Raw genomic sequence first — 22155 nt, forward strand, 5'->3', positions numbered from 1 at the left:
CTTTATAACTCTAATATTCTCCAAAAGAAGACGAAATACGCTTCCTTAAAATGGACTCCAAACCGGAAACTGTCATTGACTGCATACAGGAATCCAAAGTCAAAATCGACTATTCGATATTCTCCTTCTTTTGCATCCAGTGTGAATGGAGTTGAATCCGAAAGATAATCGCGCCGCACTTCAGTCAATGTTCGATAACGATATCCATTATCCACCCATACCGTTGCAGCAAATTTTAGATTCTTCGTCAAATCATATTCGAATGCACCCCAAATTCTGAATGGAACGTCGTTAAGATTTTCCGTTGTCCATCGATACGCTGTATCAAGCAGACTTTCTTTTACAAACGGAAGCGTATTCGTTTTAATTCCAACATGGTATCCCATTTCTCCTCTGCCGCTTTCAAGTGACCAGAGTTTTGAATACACCAGATATGCTTCGGCATAAAATGCTGTTTTGTAATCTGGTTTGATCACCTGATCAACGGAAACGAACGCAAGAGACGGATCAGTCAATAATTTATTTGATGATTTTTTTTGTACATACCGAGTGTAATTTGCAAGCACAGTTGCCATTTCGTGGCGGCTATAAAGATCCAAACCAACCGCCATTCCGGTCCGCTGCGTAGCGGAATGATCATGATAAAATTGCCACATTGGTTTTAAATTCAAATCGCCGTTAAAATTATTTCCAAATGATGTGCGTACCATAAACTGTTCCGTAAAACCAAATCCGATGGAAAGCCCGCTGATATACATTGCATTGGCTTCAAGAGGAAAAGCTGTTGCATCAAGAAAAATATCGGTCAACGAAACCTGACTGCGATAGAACCGTTTCTTTTCTTCCGCCCACGGAACCATTTTCCCGCCATGATAACGGTTCATATCTCGAATCTCTTTTTTATTGATCACAACATCGCCGTATTTTGAACGGATCGAAATTGATTCTATCGTCTCCTTAATCACCGGACCGACATATTTACTTTCATCCCGTTTATAAATTTCCGCTGTCTCTTCTAAAATATCTACCGTCGGGATTTTCAATATTCCTTCCTGTGTTTCCAAATGACAGATTCCTTCTTCAATTTTCAGAATCGTGCCCTGCATGATATTTCCGTCCACAAGATGAAAACGTTTTGACATTCCTGCTTCTAAAAATTGAGCAAGAATCGGAGTTTGATCATTTTCTTTTAAAAGCGAAGTTTTTTGCGGTGTCGATATTATCGGCGACGATTGTGGCGGCAAGAGTGCGTTGCTTGGTGATGGTGGATTGTCGGATTGAAATAAGCGTATGACTTCAGCAGCTTCTCTTCGTAAAAGATCCGGTAATAATTTTCCGAATTTTTGCCTCAGATATTCATTGAGCACATTGGGAGAGAATCCTTTCGACGAAGAAAGAGTAACAATTGCATCCTTTTGTGCTTCGAGAATATTTTCTTCAACTTGGGAAAATGCTAATACGGAGAGAATGAATATTAGTGTAAATACGTAAGAATATTTCATAAATCCTCCGATAGGATAGAAACGTAATGTCTGAGGAAATGAGCGTATGGAAATATACAGATTCTTCAAAAAGAAAACTGATATATAAATTTTAGAATTTCCCTTAACAAAGAGCTGCGACTCCTTTTTACAATAGACTTGATCGCTACTACTAAATCAAAAAAATTACCCTTGCGTATTTCGTGTTTTGAATCTTTTTATTTTGTTTCCATATTACATCATGAAAATTTTGCTTGCACCAAATGCAATGAAGGGGGCGCTTTCTGCACAAAAGATTGCTACTATCCTTTCCAAAACTATTCGAAGAAAATATCCTGATGCCGAAGTCGAATCATCTCCTATTGCTGACGGGGGGAATGGGACGCTGGATTGTATCATGAATGCGTTGGGAGGTACGATCTACGAACAAGAAGTGACCGGACCAATTCATCCAATAAGAGTGAAAGTGCGGTATGGAATTACAAAAGACAATATTGCTGTTATTGAGTCTGCCGAGGCAATCGGACTCCATCTTCTTACACCATCGCCAGAAACAATTGCTCAATCAACCACGCGGGGAATTGGGGAATTGATACTTGCTTCACGTTCACGATTGTGTAAAGAAATTTGGATAGGTCTTGGAGGATCAGCAACAAACGATGGTGGTGGAGGGATGGCAAGAGCGCTTGGATTAGATTTCTTGGATCAGCATGGTGAACAATTGAAGGAAGGGAGTATCGCGCTGCTTCAATTACATCAGATTGAAACGAAAGATACAACGAAACAACACTGCCCAATCACAATATTATCCGATGTACAAAACACATTGCTTGGAAATACCGGAGCAACTCACACGTTTGCTAGACAAAAAGGAGCTTCCGAAGAGCAGCTTCCATATATGGAATCTGCATTAAAAAACTTTTCGGATGTTGTTCAACGAGACTTACATAAAGATTATTCCAATATTCCCGGCAGTGGTGCTGCGGGAGGTCTTGGTTACGGATTAATGACATTTTGTGACGCCCAGAGTGTTTCCGGAATTGAGCATGTTATGAATACTATCGGTTTTGACGAAAAACTTTCAATGTGTGAACATGTTATTACTACGGAAGGAACACTCGATAGTCAAACTCTGTTTGGGAAAGGGATTTCTGGAATCGTTCGGAGAGCAAAATTAATGAACAAACCGGTTCATGCGTTTGTCGGCAGGGTGAACGGAAATATCGAAGAGCTGCAATCTTTGCTTGGCTTAGCTTCTCTCACAGAAATCTCTCCTGCTGAACTATCCACACAAGAAGCGATGCGCGACGCAAGCTGGCTTCTTGCTGATGCCGTCTATCATCATAATTTTCATCAATAAGAAGTTAGGATGCATACTCTATGAAAAATATTTTTCTTTTGTCTTTAACTTTCCTCTCTGCATCTACTCTCTTGCATTCTCAATCAATCGACGATCTGGGAATATCCATTACGACAATTGACCGACAATATGTTTTCACCAATAAAGAAGCAGGAACATATCATGGTGAAGTGAATGGATTAAATTCCGGCGGATGGCAGGGATGGTTTATCAATGCAGAAAAAATATTCCACGATTATTCTCTTTCTATAAAAAATACTTCGCTCGATCGGACAACAGCGCGATCGGTCGTATTTCCTCATCAATTGATACGTACATATTCCGATGGGACAAACGAGACAATTACTTTTCTTGATAGTATTAATGTTTTATTGATTGAAGTGAGTAATCCATTTGCACAGATTACCGTTCAACCGACTGATAATTTCGTTATCGATTCATTATCGACTTCACCATTTCAGCATTGGAAAAGGTCTAATTCCGCTTCTGAAATCGTTCCGACAGATATTGTTGTAGCACGACAATTAAAGCGTAATATTGTTGTGTTTGCCATCGCTGCCGGGAGAAATGCCGCTCAATTACAAACAGTTGCGCAAACCGCCGCAAACCAATCTGAACAATTCAAAACCCAGAGAAAAACGCGAATGCAAAGACTCCTTTCTCTTTCCCCTGTAAAAACCAATGATAAAGATCTGACAACAGCCATAGCGTGGGCAAAACTTCAGATTGATGCACTCATCATGAATCAGTCAACCGGCGGAGAACGGACAAAAGGTATCTTTGCAGGATTGCCGTGGTTCAATAATTATTGGGGGCGTGATTCGTTTATTTCTCTTCCGGGTGCAACGTATGTGATTGGAAATTTTGCTGATGCGCGCGATGTTCTTCGATCGTATGCTGCGTTTCAAGAACGTGATACAACGAGTACTTATTATGGACGCATTCCGAATTTGGCCACTCCGCAATCGGTTATCTATAACACTGCTGACGGTGCACCATGGTTTGTAAAATCACTTTACGAATACGTCAAATATTCAGGCGACGTAGAATTCATCAAAGAAATGTATCCCATCATTGTCCGATCTATTGAAGGCACACAGAAATTTCACTGCGATTCACTCGGATTTCTCACACATGCCGACGCCGAAAGCTGGATGGATGCAGTCGGCCCTAACGGACCATGGTCTCCCCGCGGCAATCGTGCATGTGATATTCAGGCACTGTGGCATCAGCAACTAATGATCGGTGTATTTTGCGCAGAATATTTTAATGATTTTCAGAATGCAGCACGCTGGAAAAATCTTGCAGACAAATTGGAACATAATTTTGGAAGATATTTCGTCGATGCAAAAAATAATTTGATGTATGATCACTTAAATTCCAACAATTCCCCTTCAACAGAACTTCGTCCCAATCAGCTTTTTGCTGTGGATATGATGATCCCGGAAGATGTCCGACAAAATACTGTCCGAACGGTGATCAACAAATTGGTGTACGAACATGGCACCGCAACGCTTGCACAATCAGATTCAAACTTTCATCCGTTTCATGAATACCCACCCTATTATGTAAAAGATGCCGCATATCATAATGGAATTATTTGGACATGGCTTAATGGTATTACAACGTATGCTGCAACACGATATGATCTTCAAGATATTATTTTCCCAATCACAAAAAATTCCGTACGCCAGATGCTCAACCGCGGAACAGTCGGCGCTCTTTCGGAATTGCTGGATGCACATCCACGACGAATTGACGACAAAGGTGAGCTCAACGGTGCAGCCGAACAACCAGTTCAATTCGCTGAACCAAAACTTTCCGGGACATATTCACAGGCGTGGAGTTTGGCGGAATTTATTCGGTCAATCTATCAAGATTACTTTGGCGTGAGTGTCGACATCCCCTCAAACGTCATCCGTATTCAACCCAAACTGCCGAAAGAGATTGATGCTGTTGAGTTTGAACAACGCATTGGTTCAGGATCGATCCTTATTACATATCGACGTGTTAAAGAACAAATTACGGTGAAGATTGTTCCAAAAAATCTTAAAAATCAATTTGGAATCAATTATATATGGGTATATGAAAATGGCGACGCGGTGATTGCACCGGTCGATCTCCTGCCCGATCAGGCGTTAACCATAGAACATTCACCATTACTCCTAAAAGTATTTCATGGAAAGAAGAAACTTCTTGAAGAAAAAAATAACCCTAAGATTTTTTTGAGAAATTTTTCCGACAAAAAATATTTCAAAGATATTACCCTTGCACAACCCGAGTTTGATCGATCATTCCCGGTGCTCCGGGGTCCTTCGCATCCCTTATTAACACATGAACAGATAAAACAGACAAATCCATCAGCTCACCTACTCTTTGAACAATCTGATTCTGTTGAAGATGATGCCGGTTCAACCGGAACATATCAATATCCGACAAGCCAGCATTTTAAAAAAGGCATTTTGGATATTACGAATGCTACATTTCGGTATGACGAAAAAAATCTCTACTGCACACTTATCTTTTCTAATCTTTACGACCCGGGTTGGCATCCGGAATATGGATATCAATTGACATTTGCTGCTATCACAATTAATTCCGGAACTGGAAAGCAAAAAATGGTCGGTGTGAATTCAGATTATCTGCTGGATTCTTCGCGAGTATTTGATAAAAAGATCCTTGTCGGTGGCGGGGTGAGAGTAATTGATGAAAATAGCAAGATATTGTGCGAATATATCCCAAAAAGAGAGGATGCAAAAAATCCACTAGGTAATATTCGTAATAGATCGATTGAGTTTGCTCTCCCCCTTGAGTATCTTGGTGTGCCAAACACGGGATGGAACATCACCATTCTTGTCGGCGCGCAAGATGATCACGGAGGAGCAGGAATCGGAGAGTTTCGCACTGTTAAACAACAGGTAAGCGAATGGCAGGGTGGCGGCAAAAATAATACGAACGATTCAAACGTTTATGATGTTATGATCGTACACTAATTTCAAATATTGGAGGCTCTATGTTTTTTTTAATTTTTACCTTGGTTGCTGTTGCAGCGTTTGTCTCTTGGCGTAATATGCGTATCAATCCGAATACCAAAGGATCGGCAAATATTTCCATGATGGTGGCATTAGGTGCTACACTTGCGGCATTGTCCAATTGCTTTACTGTTATTCCGGCCGGTCATGTCGGTGTAATTGATTTTTTTGGTACCGTATCTGACAATACGATCAAATCCGGAATTAATTTTGTTAACCCGCTTGCCCGAATTGTTAAAATGTCCATTAAAACTCAGGAGATCAAAGAAGTAATGGAGGTACCGTCAAAAGAAGGTCTTACGGTGCAATTAGAAGTAAGCGTACTGTATCATTTGAATCCCGAAAAGGCGGCTGATGTCTATAAAACGGTCGGTGAAGATTATGAAAGCATTATTATCGAACCGCAATTTCGTTCTGTTACGCGTGGTGTCACGGCCAGCTTTGAAGCAAAAGCATTATATACTTCGGAACGGGAACATCTTTCTCAATTATTGCTAAACGAAATTATGAAGGCGATAAGTGAACGAGGAATCACTGTTGAATCTGCCCCGCTGAGACGAGTAACTCTTCCCGCCGGACTTTCTTCTTCCATCGAACAAAAATTGCAATCCGAACAGGAAAGTCAACGGATGCAGTTTGTGTTAACAAAAGAAAAACAAGAAGCTGATCGAAAAAGAATTGAAGCGCAAGGCATTTCTGATTTCCAAAAAATCGTCAACCAAGGATTAAATTCACAGTTATTGACCTGGAAAGGAATTGAAGCAACAGAAAAACTCGCGATGTCTCCTAACACAAAAGTGATTATTGTTGGAGGAAAAGACGGACTTCCGCTTATTTTGGATACGAAATAACCAATAATCAATTTTTGCAGCACAATAAAAGCAGGGGCCATCCTCTGCTTTTTTATTTTGGTAAAAATCTTTATACTGCATTAATGGATAACGATAAACATCTTTCTTCAGCCCGAACTGATGTCCTTACAATGGGTCTTATCACAGTCGCAGTACTCGGGCTTTCCATTCAATTCCATCTGTTCGAAAAACTTTCCCAATTCATCGAAACACATCACGGGTACTATTTAGAAGAAATCGTATTCACGCTTACGACTCTGTCGTTGTTATTTGCTCTCTTTTCCTATCGACGGTGGCGGGAACTCAAAGGTGAAATTGAAGAGCATACAAAATCCAAATCCGCACGAGTAAAAAGTGAACAACGAAGCGAGGCCTTGCTCAGTTCCATTCCTAATTTAACGTTTCGCCTTCGTCGAGATGGAACATATCTGGATTTTCGTGCCGGAAACCCGAACGATGTCGTAGGGGATCCAAACAATGTTATTGGAAAAAATATCAATGACCGTCTTCCCAAAAATGTTGCCGATCTTGTGATGCATCATTTAGTTCTTGCTCTCTCCGCTAATGAAGTCCAGACGTACGATTATACTCTTGATATTAACGGCAAAGAAAATCGATTTCATGCACGAATGATTACCAGCGGTTCGGATGAGGTGTTTGTACTTGTGCGTCATATTGAAGATTCCGATATCATGTCCCTTGCGCTGGCACAATCAGAAACGCGATTCCGCGAAGTGGTTGAAAGTCTCAGCGAAGGATTGATTATCACTGATCTGGATGATAGAGTAATTTATATGAATCAACGCCTGGTTGAATTGACAGGGTGGTCATTCGAAGATATTAAAGGGAATCCGGCGTACGCTTTTCTGCTCCCAAAGGAACAGTGGCCCAGCATCAATGCGCGAAACCTTGAGCGTCGCAAAGGAATCTCCGAACGGTATGAACTGGAGATGACCCGAAAAGACGGAAAAAAATTCTGGGCAGAGATATACGGCTCACCGCTTCGCGATGCCAACAAAAAAGTGGTCGGAACCATCGGTACGATCACAGACATTACGGAGCGGAATTGGAATGAACGATTACAATCGGCTCTGTATCGCATTACGACGGTAACCCGAAAATCGCACGACATGCAGCAGCTATTTGCCAGTCTTCATACCATCATTGGTGAATTGATGTATGCAAAAAATTTCTACATCGCACTCTATGATCCGGTGAAAAACATTATTAGTTTTCCGTACTTCGTGGATGAAGTAGATTCCCCTCCGGAACCGCGGTCGTTCTCCCATGGATCAACAGAATATATCCTTGAAACAGGAAATATTCTCCACGCACCGGCTCCGGTGTTCGACGAAATGTCCGAACAGGGCGATCTATCCCTGATCGGTGCTCCGGCAGTCGATTGGCTTGGGGTGCCGTTGACGTCAAGCGGAAAAACATTCGGTGTGATGACAATTCAAAGTTACGATCCAAAAATTATCTTTACCAACCGCGAAAAAGAAATTCTCATCTTTGTATCACAGCATATTGCCGCGGCAATTCAGCAAAAATCCGAAGAAGAACGCTTCCGCGTCATATGGGAACACTCCGCCGACGGAATGCGTGTCACCGATAAAGACGGAACCATTGTGATGGTGAATGAGGCGTACTGCTCATTGGTCAATAAATCGAAAGAGAAATTGGTCGGAGAATTATTTTCCATTACGTATGATGAAGAACGAATTACGCTGCAGCATGGCATTAATGAGTATCGCACACGTTTCCGGGAAGGGTCAATCCTTCCCCGTTCCGATGCACAAATATTTCTGTGGGATGGAAGAGTTTTAAATGTGGAAATCGCTGCTTCGTTCATTACGTTCGGTATTAATGAAGGAATGATCTTGAGTATTTTTCGGGACATCACGGAACGAAAACGGCTTGAGGATCAGTTGCTTCATGCACAAAAAATGGATTCCATCGGTGTTCTGGCAGGCGGTATTGCGCACGATTTTAACAATGTTCTTGCCATGATAATGGGTTCGGCTGAATTGGTAAAACATAAAGCCAAAAATTATCCTGACATATTAAAATTCGCACAGATGATTGCCGGCGCAGCAGAGCGGGGTTCCGGCATCGCCAAACAATTGTTGATGTTTGCCCGGACAGAAAAAGGTGTGATGAAACCGCTCTCTCTTTCAGCCGTGACACTGGATGTTTGTAAATTATTGGAACATTCCATTACCAAAACTGTTTCCATTCGGACAGAATTTTTGACTGATAATGATGTGATTATGGGGGATGAAGATCAACTCCATCAAGTCATCATCAATCTCGGAGTGAATGCACGGGATGCGATGGAACTTTCAAAATCGAACGGTATCCTCACCTTCACCATTGGGAATGCTGAAGGAAAAATATTGAAAAAAAATCACCCTGCGGCAGAGGAAAAATTATATGTATCGCTGACGGTTACCGACACCGGATGCGGAATGGACGATGCAACTGTTCAACGAATTTATGAGCCGTTCTTCTCCACAAAAGAACGAGGTAAAGGAACCGGGCTTGGTCTGGCCATTGTTCACGGCATTGTCAAAACACATTTCGGATTAATCGAAGTGAAAAGTTCTGTGGGCAAAGGAACATCGTTTACATTGTATTTCCCGGCAACACTCGTCGTTGATGATATGCAAAACACATTGTCCGATGTAAAAACAATCGTTTCCAGACCGAATAATGTTAGTGGAAAAAAGGTGCTTATCGTTGATGATGAACGAGAACTCGGTGCTATGTTAAAAGAAATCATCGAAACGGAAGGGTATCAGACCATTAATGCGTATGATGGACAAGAAGCCTTGGAAATATACCTGAAGGAAAAAGATAACATCGACATCATCGTTTCTGATTTGGGTATGCCGAATATGGATGGACGTGAATTGATCCGTGAGTTAACAGCGATGAATGCTAATGTGAAGTTTATTTTTATCACCGGCTACTTGGATAAAGAATCCAAAAAGGAATTGTTTAGTTTAGGAGCGAAGGATGTTTTGTTGAAACCGTTCACATCGGAAGATGTGCTCGCAACACTGAGTGAAGTTTCAAAATCGATTCACGTCGGCTGAACAATCAGTGATTTTTTCCATTCCTTGTAACCGAGTATTGCCAATCCGAAATAGACCGCGAACAAGAACATGGTGAAGTACAACCCCTTGTAACCATACATGGCAATGGATCCGATGTTAACGATGATCCAGAGAATCCAATTCTCAATATATTTTTTTGCCATCAGCCATTGAGCGGCCATGCTCAACACTGCCAGGAATGAATCGACATACGGTAATGATGCATCGGTAAGTTCATGAAGTGTATATCCAAGAGTCGCCGTACCGATTACGACAAACAACACAATCATCATATAGACTCTGTTTGTTCCCCAGGAAACAGACAGCGCAGAATGTTCTTTCCCTCCGTACAGCCATTCATACCAGCCATACGCCTGCAGAATAATAAAGAAAACCTGCAGTCCCATATCGGCATAGAGTTTTACTTCATAAAAGATAAAAATATAGACGAAGACCGAAATAATCCCGAGAGGATAACACCAAACTTGTTGACGAGTCACAAGATAGACAGAAATTAATCCAAGAATAACAGCAATGATCTCTGCGATTTCCATTCTTTAGTGTCTGATGAGTGGGTGAATTCTAAAAAGAAGCAGCGAGCCGCTTTTTACTGTAATATCAATTATTGATGCTGATGCTTCATTGCTTGTCCCTTCGCGCACTCCCAATTCTAACGATTCTTTCTTCAAGGAATATTTTAGTCCTTTCGTTACAATTCCTGAACATTTTCCCATCGGCACTAATGATATTTGTTGACCGATAAATGCTTTGAACCGAATGTGCTTTTGAACGATCTCTATTGTGCAGTGCTCATCAAAAAATTGCAGCGATAATTTTTTATGATATTTCAGAAGAATGCTGAAGTTTGCCATCGTATGGTCGGGCCTATCCCCTGTTGCCCCAACAATTGTCGCCGATCTGAATTTGTTTGCTAAGAGATATGTCAGCACCTTTTCAAGATCCGTACTTTCCTGATCTGCAATGTGAATAACCGGAACAAACGAAAAATAATGACGAGTTTTTTGTGTAATTGAATCCAAATCCCCAAGGATATAATCAGGCACTATCCCAAACGCACGCACTTTATTTGCACCTCCGTCCGCACAGATAATGTACGGTTTGGTTTTCAACAACGGTGCCAGAAGTTTTGACGATGGCATCTCTCCGTTGCAAATGATAAGTGCATGCGTGCGTTTTTTTTGTTTCATTTGTTTATAATTGAACTGACAATCCGATCAAATAATTTCGTTCTGCGGCTGGAAAGAATGCATTTCCCTCGCCGTTTTGCATATACAAAACATTCAATAGATTACGAATTTCTCCGCGCAGTGAAATTTGAGCGTCGCCCATCTTCGGCAATGCATAGACAGATTCAATATTGAATACTGTATAGGCATCGTTTTTATTTGCCGAGTTTTTGAAATTATCTGTGTAGAATGAGCCAACGTGTTTTGCAATCAGTGATGTTGATAATCCTTCCTGCTGATACGTCAATCGCAGATTTGCTGTGATATCCGGAAATCCTGCAATAGGATTATTATCCAGTTTTGTTTTATATACTACGTTGTTTGAAACACTATCAACCGAAGAAAACGTAACTATATAATTGGTCGAAAGCGAGACATTTCCACTCACAATGAAGTATTCGAATGGTTGAATTGTTCCATCAACTTCGAATCCCAGATGTCGAGTGCGGGGTGCATTACCGTACACAGGGTTGCCAAAAATATCGACTTGCCCGGATTTAATCAACTCGTCGGTGAATTCCATCCAATACAAATTTCCGTTCAATTGAATTTCGTTGGTCTTATATCCCGCTCCGTACTCAAGATTTAATAATTGTTCCGGTTTAGCAATCGGTTTATCAAAATCATATTTTGTCTTTCCGCCAGCGGTATCTGCGGAAAATGCTGGAAGAGCTCCGAAGTACGCATCCTCGGCAGCGTAAAGATTTCGTAATCGCGGTTCGCGGGATGTATACCCAAACGAAACATACATGTTCCATTCTTCAGACATATTATAGTTCAATCCCAATCGTGGATTCACAAAATAGTACGGAACCGTGAAGGAGTTTCTCAGGAATTTTTCATTCTCCACCCGATATTGATTGAATGCGAACTGAATGTTTGCCATCAATGTCATATCTTCTTGCACTTTATAGTTCTCCGTCATATAGACTGAAGCCATATGTTTTACGGCGTCGTATTGATAGAAGCGATAATCTGGATCAAAATTCGCCGGCAATCCTTCCGCATATTGAATTTTTCCCCAATGCGATCCATGATGGTACCGATATTCTCCGCCATACGTCAACTCCCCTCGTTCGTGAGTCAATTCATACCGCGGCAACCATCCCCATTGGATAAGATCGACACCACCGCGAATGATAGCATTCTGAATCAACGGTGTTGGAGCAAATCCATGCAGACTGTCAACTCGCAACAACGATGCATCTGCCCATGAACCATCGTAATCAAAATATCCGTGACTGTCGTAATAGAACAGGGTATTATGTAATTTTTGTGTTTCAGATATTTTCCATTCGTTCAAGACTTCGTAATGCGGTTGATTGAATCCTTCGTTCTCCTGAGGACGACGAACAGTTGTATATCCAAAATTTTTCCCGGTAGAATCAACATCCCAGTATGACAGATTCAACCGCCGTAATTTTTTATCGTTGTTCGTCCATTTTGGAAGTCCGCTATACACCAATTGATCGGTCAACGGACCGCCAAATAGATGAACACGTGTTGTTATGTTCTGATCAAAACGAAGCATGCCGAGAAAATATGATCCGGCTTCAAAGGAGGAGTGATTTCGATAACCGTTGGACTGCATTTTTCCAAGGCGGCCGTAAAACATGTATGTATTTTCAATCAAACCTGAATTATAGGAAGCAGAAAATTTCTTCATCGTTAACGGAAGTGTTTGCGGACCTTCACCATATTCCTGAAAACCAAACATTGTTTCAAATTTTGCGTACGGTTTGTATTCGAACGGATTTGTTGTGATGTTCACCGAACCGCCGATAGCGGGAGGTCCATAAAATGCACTTCCGGCCCCGCGCTGCACTTGAACATTGGATGAACTGGCAAGCAGATCGGGAAAATCAATCCAATAGACATTGTGGTCTTCCGGATCGTTCTGCGGAACTCCGTTCACCATAATAGAAAGACGGCGTTGATCGAATCCGCGAAGAAATATATAATTATATCCGATGCCGTTTCCGCCGTCCGAATAGGAAATCATAGAAGGAAGCTCTGCCAGCATTACCGGAACATCCTGCATAGAATATCGCTGTTCAATCAATCCTTTGTGCAGATTGGTGAAGGTAACGGGAGTTTCACGCTCCTTTGCGGTTGTTCCGGTCACCAAAACCGGATCGAAACTATATTTGACCGAATCGGATTCTTGTTGAGAATAAAGTTGAACATTCAAAACCATGAAAATGAAAAAAAAAGGTTTTGTGATTTGGGTTTTGCGGTTGCGGTTTTTCATTGTTCCTCTGTGTCTTAGTGACTCTGTGGTAATGTGTTTAAAAATAAAATCGCCGTCCTGAATACAACAGCATCAGAAACGGCGAATAAAAAGCGGAGCAATAATTTTTATTGTCGTTTCCCTACGCTGGTATTATCCAGATCAGGTGGTTCCGGCGCTCAAGGCGCCTTCAAGGGTATGTTCTCAGTTTCCCGACTTCATCATCCTGACCGGATGATGGAAGCGAAATAACACCCCTAACGAATTGTTAGTTATCTTAAAGAACAAATTACGGCATTAATATACTGCGAAATATTTCAGGACACAAGAAGTTGATTAATCATTCGATCCATCTTTATTATTATCCTTGTAAATTTTTATGGATGCTTTCAGGTTTTCATCAATAACACCCTCATTATTCGTATCCTTCGGATTTACCAGTGCTCCCGTCTGGTTTTTAAACCATTTGGCTGAACTAATCACAAGTGTAGCGTTTACAGAAGGAGAAGCCTCCGTTACATCAATAGCCGGAATAAAATCTACTTTTTGTTTTGCATCCACTTTTGAACGGTACGTGAATGTATCCGGCGCTGCACCGGAATTATAAATAATACCTGAAATAATAATGCTGTATTTTTCCCCTGCTAGAAAATCGGCAAATTGCGACTGTTCCGAAGCAGGAAGTGATGAAATTTCCGGCTGCTCAACTCTATGAACATCATATTCTACTCTGCTGTACGATCTGAGCGGAACTGTCATCGATCCGATGGTATTTAATGAACTATTCAACTTTAACTCCAACACCATTGGCTGAGTACGGAAATTTGAACTGTCTTCTTTTGGTGATTTAAATTTAATATCACGGAGGACAAACCGTGCTCTGGTAATCTTGATGGAATCAAGCGCCGTCGGGGAACTGGATTTTAGAAGACTCGCTGTCGTGTATTTTGCCGACATGGATAACGTACCTTCTGTCACCTTTGTATCCGTCGAAGATTCGCATCCCCATGCAATCATTCCAAGAATAAACACCCCTATAAATAATTTTACTTGTTTCATTACCACTCCTTCTTTATTTGTTGTTGATGACATAAAAAGAATAGCGAAGTCGTAATGAAAGAGATGTGCGCGAAGACACAGCTAACGCTCTGTTTATTTTAATGTAGAAAATTTCAACAGAAGGAAGTGAAACCAATTATTTTTCGAATTCTTTTGAGAGAATTGATTCACACTACATCAGAAACAGATTTTTCGGTTTAGATATCAGTCGTTGTGGGGAGAGGGATTCATGGTTTCAGCACCAGGTAATTTTCCAATCAGCTGTTGCGGATTGTGAATCAACACCGGAAGATGCTGCGGACAAATCCACAGATCGTGTTGCTTATATTTTAAATTGATGAGAGGAATTTGTTCGTGCGTTTGTTCGCAGACAAGACATTGTTGAATGGTTTGACTCATAGCAGTAAAGTTCCTTCATTTTCAACGTGAATTAAAAATCCAGCAACACACCGTTCTTTACAACTTTCCAAACATGGTTCGTGCCGTAGTGATATGGAATAAAACGATAATCGTGAACGTTATACAACACAACGTCTGCTTGTTTTCCTATTTCGATGCTTCCAATTTCGTTTGAGAGTCCAAGCGCTGCAGCGCCATTGAGTGTTGCTGCTGTAATTGCCTCTTCGGGTGTCAATTGCATTTGAGTGCAAGCGAGCATCAGCATCATCTGCATGGAATAACACATCTGCGAACCGGGATTGAAATCAGTCGCAATCGCCACGGGTATTCCCTCGTCAATCATCTTTCGAGCGGGAGCATATGGATGATTCAAAAATAATGAGCATCCCGGAAGGACGGTCGCGATGGTTTGCGAATTCTTCAGCGCTGCAATACCGGTCTCGTTCGTTTTTTCCAAATGATCGACGGAGATCGCATTGTGCTGCACTCCCAGTTCCGTTGCACCAATCGTATTCAACTGATCGGCGTGGAGTTTGGGAATCAATCCGTGACGTTTTGCTTCAAGAATAATTTGCTCTGTCATCTTCAGATCGAAATATCCCAATTCGCAAAACACATCCACAAACGAAGCCAATTTTTTTTCAGCAACATAGGGAAGCATATAATCACAGATACGGTTTACATATCCTTGTTTGTCATCTTTATATTCTGGCGGGAAAGCGTGCGCTCCGAGAAATGTTGCAACGATAGTCGCATAGTGGTCTCGTTTTAGCTCAGAGATCACTTCAAGCATTTTCATTTCTCCCTCCGGCGAGAGTCCATAACCGCTTTTAATCTCAACGGTTGTAGTTCCGTTTCTCAGCATATCGTTCAATCGGCGCTCGGCGAACCGATACAGATCTCTCTTTGTTGCTTCGCGTGTTGCATGCATCGTTGAAAGTATGCCTCCTCCCGCTTCCGCTATCTCCTGATATGTTTTTCCCTCGGCACGCATGGCAAATTCATTCTCTCTACTTCCGGCATAGACTGTATGCGTGTGAGAATCGACAAAACCGGGAAGGACTACTTTCCCTTCGGCATCGATCACATCAATGTCATCATCATGAGACAGTTCCGGTCCGCCAATATTGACAATGATACCGTTTTGTATCAGTATTGATGCATTATTATGAATATGCAACTCGCGCATACCGGAACCAGATTTTATCCGATTACCATGCGCTGCAACAGTAACTAATTGGCCTATATTTTTAATGAATAAGTTCATAGTCGTTCATGTTTAAATTACTTACCGACGTTACGCAAACGCTAGAAAGAAATAAAGTCATGCCAGCGTACGCTGGTATCCAGATCTGGATTCCCCAAAGGAGTCCTTTGAACCGGCTTCCCGCCTGAATGCATGGTGGGCAATCGTCGGGGTATTATACCCAATCTTGAATAAAGTTTTTTACAAAGAACTGATGTTTTCAAAAAAATCGATGACATATTTCAAAGTTTATTTTTTTTAGAAGGGAGGAATGCATCGCAAACAAGTACGGGAATTCTTGGATATTTTGGAAAAGTTGAATCATGTTTGACGTACTCGCACAGATGAAATTCGCTCCCTCTTTTATTGCGAATAAGCACATGATAAAAGCAGTCCTTGCACAATCCTATCTGCCGCTGATTCACACAATTCCCAATTTTGAAAGGGTGGCTGAGAGCAAATCGTACGATCGATGGAGCGATTGTTCAATGTCTTTTATTGACTGATCTGATATTGCGTTCGGATTCTTGTCACCATTTGTCTCCACAATTTTACAGAGATCGGCTAGTTCTTCCGCGCCAAAACTGAGAGAAAGACCGCGTAGTTTGTGTGCTGCAAATACAACTTCTACCAGATCCTTTTTTTCCCACGCAGACAATAATTGGTGCATAGTATCTTCGGATTGTGATGGATAGGATTGTACAAATTCGGTCATAAAGGGAACATCGGTCTGCTCTAATAATTCTTTCAATCGAAGATACATAATATGAGCGGCAACGGCTTGGCCGTTAGAAGTTTTTTGCTCCATAATCATTTCGCCGTAATGAATCAGCATGTCGCGCAATCCATCTAATCGGACCGGTTTGCTGATATAATCATCCATGCCGGCATCAATACATTTCTCTCTATCGCCGCTCATCGCATCAGCAGTCATGGCAATTATTTTTGGACGTGTCACAATATCTGAAGCGTTCATGATTGTTTTGGTCGCCTCTAATCCATCCATTTCCGGCATATGCAGATCCATAAAAACAATATCATATCTGTTCTGCTTAATCAGACTCACTGCTTCTTTGCCATTCGAAGCAATATCCGTGGAATAACCAAGCTGCTGCAATAATCGTATGGCTAATTTTTGATTGATGAGATTATCTTCTGCAACGAGAATTTTCAACGGCAGATCGTTTGACAATAACTCGACCTTTTTGATCTCAATATTTTTGCGCACACTCTCCGAATGAACATGTTTTGCCAACACATCAATCATAGTAGAATACAAATGTGCCTGCTTCATCGGTTTGAGAATGACTGCTGCGAAAAGAGCATTCTCTGTTTCTGAAAACTCGCTTCTGCCTGATGAAGAAAAAAGCACTATCGGCAACGATTGTTCACTTCGTACGCCTCTGATCGCTCTCGCTAAATCCACACCATTCATTCCCGGCATGTGAAAATCGATGACGGCTACATCAAACGGATCATTCTCTTTAAGCCATTGCAGCGCATCCTGCTGCGATGTAGTTGCACGCGGATGCATTCCCCAATTGTCACACTGAATACTTAAAATGTTCAGGTTTGTGACGTTGTCATCAACCAGTAAGACACGTTTCCCCTGCAACTCGGGAATTTTTCCGCGAACATATTTTTTCGGCAGTGCATCCGTTGAGGCCGATGTAGGGACTTTTATCGTAAAATGGAACGTTGCTCCTTTTCCGACATTGCTTTCCACCCATACGTTCCCTTCCATTAATTCCACCAATCGTTTCGAAATTGCTAAACCAAGTCCCGTTCCCCCAAATTTTCTTGTCGTTGAGGCATCCACTTGTGAAAATGCTTTGAATAATTTTTCTACTTTTTCAGGAGGAATACCGATTCCCGTATCTTTCACAGAAAATTGCAGAGTCGTAATATCATTTTCCCGCTGAATCTCTTTCACTGTGACAAATACTTCACCTTTTTCGGTAAACTTGATTGCATTATTCGTTAAATTCAACAAGATCTGCCGCAGCCGAATAGGATCACCAATGATGTACGCAGGGGTTGAAGGATCAATGAGATAGACGAGATCCAATCCTTTTTCCACTGCGCGGCGTGCAACAAGATCGAACGTCTCTTCAACAAGACTCTGCACTTCAATGGGACGTTTTTCCATATCGAGTTTACCGGATTCAATCTTGGAAAAATCAAGAATATCATTAATAAGTGTGAGCAGCGTTTCACCGCTGGTACGAATAACATCGGTGTATTCACGCTGTTCAGGAGTCAAATCTGTTTGCATTAAGAGATCGGTCATTCCAATGACTCCATTCATCGGTGTGCGAATCTCGTGACTCATGGTCGCAAGAAATTGCGATTTGGCAATTGTCGCCGACTCTGCTGAATCTTTTGCCTTTTTTAACTCTTCTTCAAATTGTTTTCGCAGGGTAATATCCCGATAAGCACTTAAATACATCACTGTATCTTTCACATGCACTATTCGAGTCGATATCAGTAATATTTTTTCCTGGCCTGATTTTGTTTTAATGGTTGTTTCAACATCATAAATGAAACCTTTCTCAACCACTTCCCCGAGGCGATTCAATCCTTTGCGCTGTTCTACCGGATCAGGATATAACAGTTTTGTGAATTCGCCGGTGTTCGCTTCATCTTTAGAATATCCGGTCAATTCTTCCATCTTTGTATTAAAGATTTCAAATCGCCCGCTTTCATCGCTCAGTGTTATTCCTTCGTCCACCGTGGTGATGACCGTATCCAACTGTTGCTGACGGCGGGCAATTTCTTCTTCGGCCTGTTTTTGCAATGTAACGTTTCGGGCAATAGCCAGAAAACCAACATCTTTGTTTTTTTCAAATAAAAGTCCGACGCTTTGTCCAAGAATCACAACATCGCCCCCCTTTGTTATTGCGGAAAATTCTAAATAACTGGAGGCTGTTTTGTTCTGCCGTTGTTTGTAATAGTACCGAAAAACTTTTTGCTTCTCTTCCTCTTTCACAAAGAGCGAAAAATGTTTCCCAATTACTTCGGAAGTATTATATCCCATCATTGTCAATCCGGTCGGATTCACATAGGTAAATTGTCCCAACTCGTCCGTCCGATAAATGATATCGGAAGCATTCTCAATAATCTGTCGGAATCGCGTTTCACTTTCCGCCAACTGCTGCTGCACCCGTTTCTGTTCTGAAATATCAATGAATGCCGCCATCGCATATTGAAGATGTCCTTCGCTATCATAGATGGGAGCGCCGGTGACAAATAAGGGAGTAATGGCATCGGGCTTCCAGATTTCGATATCAGAAATAGTGGACCGCTCTCCTTTCAATGCTCGAACAATAGGAATAAATTCTGATGAGTACGGAATATCAGTCCCCTGAAGATACGCATGATACACTTCTGCTAGATTTTGAGTCGACGTATCCGGCACTATTCCGGCACCAAGAATTTTCTTTGCCTCTTCGTTTGCGTAGAATGGTTTTCCATCCGCCGTGAGAATAAAAACGCCGGCAGGGACTGCTTCTAAAAAACTGATGAATCGTTTTTCACTGTCTCGAATTTCTTTTTCCACTTTTGTTCTTTGCCGAACCTCTTTAAAGAGAAACAGGAAAACAATCAACTGCAACGCAAAGCTGATGATGCCGCCAAAGGTAATCAGCAGAAGCGTGCGATTTGTTTGATTGGTTGTTTTTGTTTTCCGTTCAGCCAGTTCTTGTTTCTCGGTCGATTCCATTCTGTTGACAATACTGTCAATCCGTCGAATGAACTCCTGACTTTTTTGGACACTATATTCTTTATCAGCCTGTGTTTGACCGCCGCGACTAAACGCCTTAATTTTTCCTTCATTAAATTGCACACGATTTAAGACAGCAACTTCCAGCATCTTGAGCGTTTGATTCTGTACAGAATCGCTTGCAATCCATTTTTGAAGATTGGACAAATGGCGGTGGACGGTATCAATTTTTGCATAATAGGTCCGTAAATATGACGAATCTGCCGTGAGATAAAATGCACGAAGTTCGGTCTGTCCGGTGGATATCCCAACAACAGTTTTATCAAATTCCCTGATCACTTCGAACGTATGTTCAATATTTCCGTAGTCGTCCGTTAATTGCAGCACTGTTTGATATGCAAATGTCCCGACGACAAGAAGCGTCATGAGAGCAAAGATAAATGCGATAATCAACCGTGCATTAAAAAAACTGCCGGCCGGTGCATGTTGTTTTGCGGATGATGGGAAGTTGTTCATGATTGGTGTTCTTTAAGACCAACATACTCATTTTTAAAATAAAAAACCCCAAACAATACGTTCAGGATTTTCTAAATACATACACAATCTATTAGGTTTTCAACACAGTTTCCTATTTCATCATCGGTATGTTCACATTAAATTGACGAGCATTTTTTATTGCCCTGTCATAGCCTGCATCGACGTGTCGCATAATACCCATTCCCGGATCATAGGTAAGAACACGTTCCAGCCGTTCATCTGCTTCAACTGTTCCGTCACAGACAATCACCATTCCGTTGTGAATGGAATTACCAATCCCAACACCGCCTCCGTGATGCACACTCACCCAGCTTGCTCCGCCGATGGAGTTCAACATCGCACCGAGGATCGGCCAATCCGCGATTGCATCGCTGCCATCTTTCATTTTTTCTGTTTCGCGATTTGGTGAGGCGACACTTCCGCAATCGAGATGATCGCGACCGATAACAATGGGAGCTTTTACTTGTTTTGTTCGGACCAGATCGTTAAATATTTTTCCCATCTTCGCTCGTTCGCCGTACCCCAGCCAACAAATGCGCGCCGGCAGACCTTGAAACGCTACTTGCTTTTGCGCTTTCTCGATCCAATTTTTTAATAATTTGTTTTCGGGAAATGTTTCCAATACAGCGCGATCGGTTCGATAAATATCTTCCGGATCTCCCGAGAGTGCGACCCAACGAAATGGACCTTTTCCATCACAGAATAACGGACGGATATACTCGGGAACAAATCCCGGAATATCGAACGCGTTTTTTACTCCTCCCAATTGCGCTTCGCCGCGAATGTTATTACCGTAATCAAATACAATTTTCCCTTTTTTCTTCAGGGTGAGTAATCCTTTAACATGTGCAACAATTGATGCACGGGAAAGATCGACATATTTTTTGGGATTCTTCTTACGCAGATCAAGCGCTTTTTCATATGTCATGCCCGCTGGAACATAACCATTAAGCGGATCGTGCGCAGATGTTTGATCGGTGACGATATCAGGAAGAAATTTTCCCTTCGCAATTTTCGGGATAATCTCTGCGGCATTCCCGAGCAGTCCTACAGAGAGTGGAAGTTTTTTTTCTTTCGCATCATGGATCATTGCCATCGCTTCGTCATAATTGTCGGTCATCTTGTCGATATATTTTGTAGCAAGACGTTTTTCAATCCGCGTACGATCGACTTCAATAACAAGGCACGCTGCGCCGTTCATTGTGGCAGCAAGCGGTTGTGCCCCACCCATTCCACCAAGACCGGCACTAAGGAGAAATGTTCCGGCTAATGTTCCTCCGAAATGCTGCCGCGCTGCTTCCGCAAATGTCTCGTACGTTCCTTGCAAAATTCCTTGTGAACCAATGTAAATCCAGCTCCCCGCTGTCATCTGCCCGTACATTGTCAATCCGAGTGCTTCTAATCTGCGAAACTCATCCCACGTAGCCCATTTGGGAACCAGCATAGAATTTGAGATCAATACGCGCGGTGCGTTAGTGTGCGTTTGAAATATTCCGACCGGTTTTCCTGACTGCACAAGAAGTGTTTCATTGTTCTCTAATTTTTTTAGTGTATCTACTATCGAATCGAAGCATTTCCAATTGCGGGCCGCTTTTCCTGTCCCTCCGTAGACGATCAATTCCTGAGGATGTTCGGCAACATCAGGATCAAGATTGTTCATCAGCATGCGCATGGCAGCCTCCTGAACCCAACCTTTTGCGGATATTGTTGTTCCGCGCGGAGCGCGAATAATGCGGGTTTGTGGCATGAAGATCTCCAAAATTTTTATGAACAAATATAATCAAAAAAGGTGAAACAGATATATGTTTTCATTTTTGCATGACATTCACAAAATTTTGGCAGCTTATTTTTTACCACCAAATTAAATACGGTTGCACATCCGGAATGAAGGAAT

General features: G+C 41.8%; 13 protein-coding genes and 1 riboswitch. Of the genes, 4 read left to right on the top strand and 9 right to left on the bottom strand.

The window, feature by feature from the left end; genetic code table 11:
- Positions 1–2: 2 nt before the first annotated feature.
- Entirely contained in the window at positions 3–1502 is a 1500-nt protein-coding gene (locus WDA22_16160) for a hypothetical protein (GenBank protein MFA5835012.1), read from the bottom strand.
- A gap of 220 nt (positions 1503–1722) precedes the next feature.
- Between WDA22_16160 and WDA22_16165 the strand changes: the two genes are divergently transcribed.
- The 4 genes from WDA22_16165 to WDA22_16180 are packed head-to-tail and all read left to right on the top strand — an operon-like array spanning position 1723 to position 9822.
- The gene (locus WDA22_16165; GenBank protein ID MFA5835013.1) at positions 1723–2841 is read left to right on the top strand and encodes a glycerate kinase; all 1119 of its coding nucleotides are present in this window, start codon (positions 1723–1725) and stop codon (positions 2839–2841) included.
- 20 nt (positions 2842–2861) lie between these two features.
- Entirely contained in the window at positions 2862–5834 is a 2973-nt protein-coding gene (locus WDA22_16170; GenBank protein MFA5835014.1) for an amylo-alpha-1,6-glucosidase, read from the top strand.
- A 20-nt stretch (positions 5835–5854) separates the two neighbouring features.
- On the top strand, positions 5855–6724 hold the full coding sequence (locus WDA22_16175; protein ID MFA5835015.1) for a prohibitin family protein: 870 nt from the start codon (positions 5855–5857) through the stop codon (positions 6722–6724).
- A gap of 14 nt (positions 6725–6738) precedes the next feature.
- Positions 6739–9822, top strand: coding sequence for a PAS domain S-box protein (locus tag WDA22_16180; GenBank protein MFA5835016.1), 3084 nt, complete (start codon positions 6739–6741; stop codon positions 9820–9822).
- Here WDA22_16180 and pnuC read toward each other — a convergent pair.
- The 8 genes from pnuC to hutU all read right to left on the bottom strand — a co-directional run bounded on the left by pnuC (position 9810) and on the right by hutU (position 22008).
- Positions 9810–10376: a nicotinamide riboside transporter PnuC gene (pnuC, locus tag WDA22_16185; protein MFA5835017.1), complete on the bottom strand. Its 567-nt coding sequence runs from the start codon at positions 10374–10376 to the stop codon at positions 9810–9812. The two genes, WDA22_16180 and pnuC, sit on opposite strands and share 13 nt — an antisense overlap.
- A gap of 3 nt (positions 10377–10379) precedes the next feature.
- On the bottom strand, positions 10380–11030 hold the full coding sequence (locus tag WDA22_16190) for a thiamine diphosphokinase (GenBank protein MFA5835018.1): 651 nt from the start codon (positions 11028–11030) through the stop codon (positions 10380–10382).
- Positions 11031–11034: 4 nt separating this feature from the next.
- A complete protein-coding gene (locus WDA22_16195) occupies positions 11035–13320 on the bottom strand; it encodes a TonB-dependent receptor (protein ID MFA5835019.1) in 2286 nt (761 codons plus the stop codon).
- A gap of 101 nt (positions 13321–13421) precedes the next feature.
- A riboswitch (TPP riboswitch) is annotated at positions 13422–13568 on the bottom strand.
- A gap of 67 nt (positions 13569–13635) precedes the next feature.
- Positions 13636–14358 (bottom strand): hypothetical protein, encoded by a 723-nt coding sequence (locus tag WDA22_16200; protein MFA5835020.1) that lies wholly within the window; start codon positions 14356–14358, stop codon positions 13636–13638.
- A 204-nt stretch (positions 14359–14562) separates the two neighbouring features.
- Positions 14563–14757 (bottom strand): hypothetical protein, encoded by a 195-nt coding sequence (locus WDA22_16205; protein MFA5835021.1) that lies wholly within the window; start codon positions 14755–14757, stop codon positions 14563–14565.
- A gap of 31 nt (positions 14758–14788) precedes the next feature.
- Entirely contained in the window at positions 14789–16024 is a 1236-nt protein-coding gene (gene hutI / locus WDA22_16210; GenBank protein ID MFA5835022.1) for an imidazolonepropionase, read from the bottom strand.
- 400 nt (positions 16025–16424) lie between these two features.
- The gene (locus WDA22_16215) at positions 16425–20240 is read right to left on the bottom strand and encodes a PAS domain S-box protein (protein ID MFA5835023.1); all 3816 of its coding nucleotides are present in this window, start codon (positions 20238–20240) and stop codon (positions 16425–16427) included.
- Between the two features lie 112 nt (positions 20241–20352).
- On the bottom strand, positions 20353–22008 hold the full coding sequence (gene hutU, locus WDA22_16220) for a urocanate hydratase (protein ID MFA5835024.1): 1656 nt from the start codon (positions 22006–22008) through the stop codon (positions 20353–20355).
- Positions 22009–22155: the final 147 nt, after the last annotated feature.

Source organism: Bacteroidota bacterium (assembly GCA_041658205.1).
GTDB lineage: Bacteria > Bacteroidota > Ignavibacteria > UBA10030 > UBA8401 > UBA8401.

Excerpts from the sequence above, each read along its gene's own strand:
- WDA22_16160 (MFA5835012.1), bottom strand. The coding sequence starts at position 1,502 with ATGAAATATTCTTACGTATTTACACTAATATTCATTCTCTCCGTATTA.
- WDA22_16165 (MFA5835013.1), top strand. The coding sequence starts at position 1,723 with ATGAAAATTTTGCTTGCACCAAATGCAATGAAGGGGGCGCTTTCTGCA.
- WDA22_16170 (MFA5835014.1), top strand. The coding sequence starts at position 2,862 with ATGAAAAATATTTTTCTTTTGTCTTTAACTTTCCTCTCTGCATCTACT.
- WDA22_16175 (MFA5835015.1), top strand. The coding sequence starts at position 5,855 with ATGTTTTTTTTAATTTTTACCTTGGTTGCTGTTGCAGCGTTTGTCTCT.
- pnuC (MFA5835017.1), bottom strand. The coding sequence starts at position 10,376 with ATGGAAATCGCAGAGATCATTGCTGTTATTCTTGGATTAATTTCTGTC.
- WDA22_16190 (MFA5835018.1), bottom strand. The coding sequence starts at position 11,030 with ATGAAACAAAAAAAACGCACGCATGCACTTATCATTTGCAACGGAGAG.
- WDA22_16195 (MFA5835019.1), bottom strand. The coding sequence starts at position 13,320 with ATGAAAAACCGCAACCGCAAAACCCAAATCACAAAACCTTTTTTTTTC.
- WDA22_16200 (MFA5835020.1), bottom strand. The coding sequence starts at position 14,358 with ATGAAACAAGTAAAATTATTTATAGGGGTGTTTATTCTTGGAATGATT.
- WDA22_16205 (MFA5835021.1), bottom strand. The coding sequence starts at position 14,757 with ATGAGTCAAACCATTCAACAATGTCTTGTCTGCGAACAAACGCACGAA.
- hutI (MFA5835022.1), bottom strand. The coding sequence starts at position 16,024 with ATGAACTTATTCATTAAAAATATAGGCCAATTAGTTACTGTTGCAGCG.
- WDA22_16215 (MFA5835023.1), bottom strand. The coding sequence starts at position 20,240 with ATGAACAACTTCCCATCATCCGCAAAACAACATGCACCGGCCGGCAGT.
- hutU (MFA5835024.1), bottom strand. The coding sequence starts at position 22,008 with ATGCCACAAACCCGCATTATTCGCGCTCCGCGCGGAACAACAATATCC.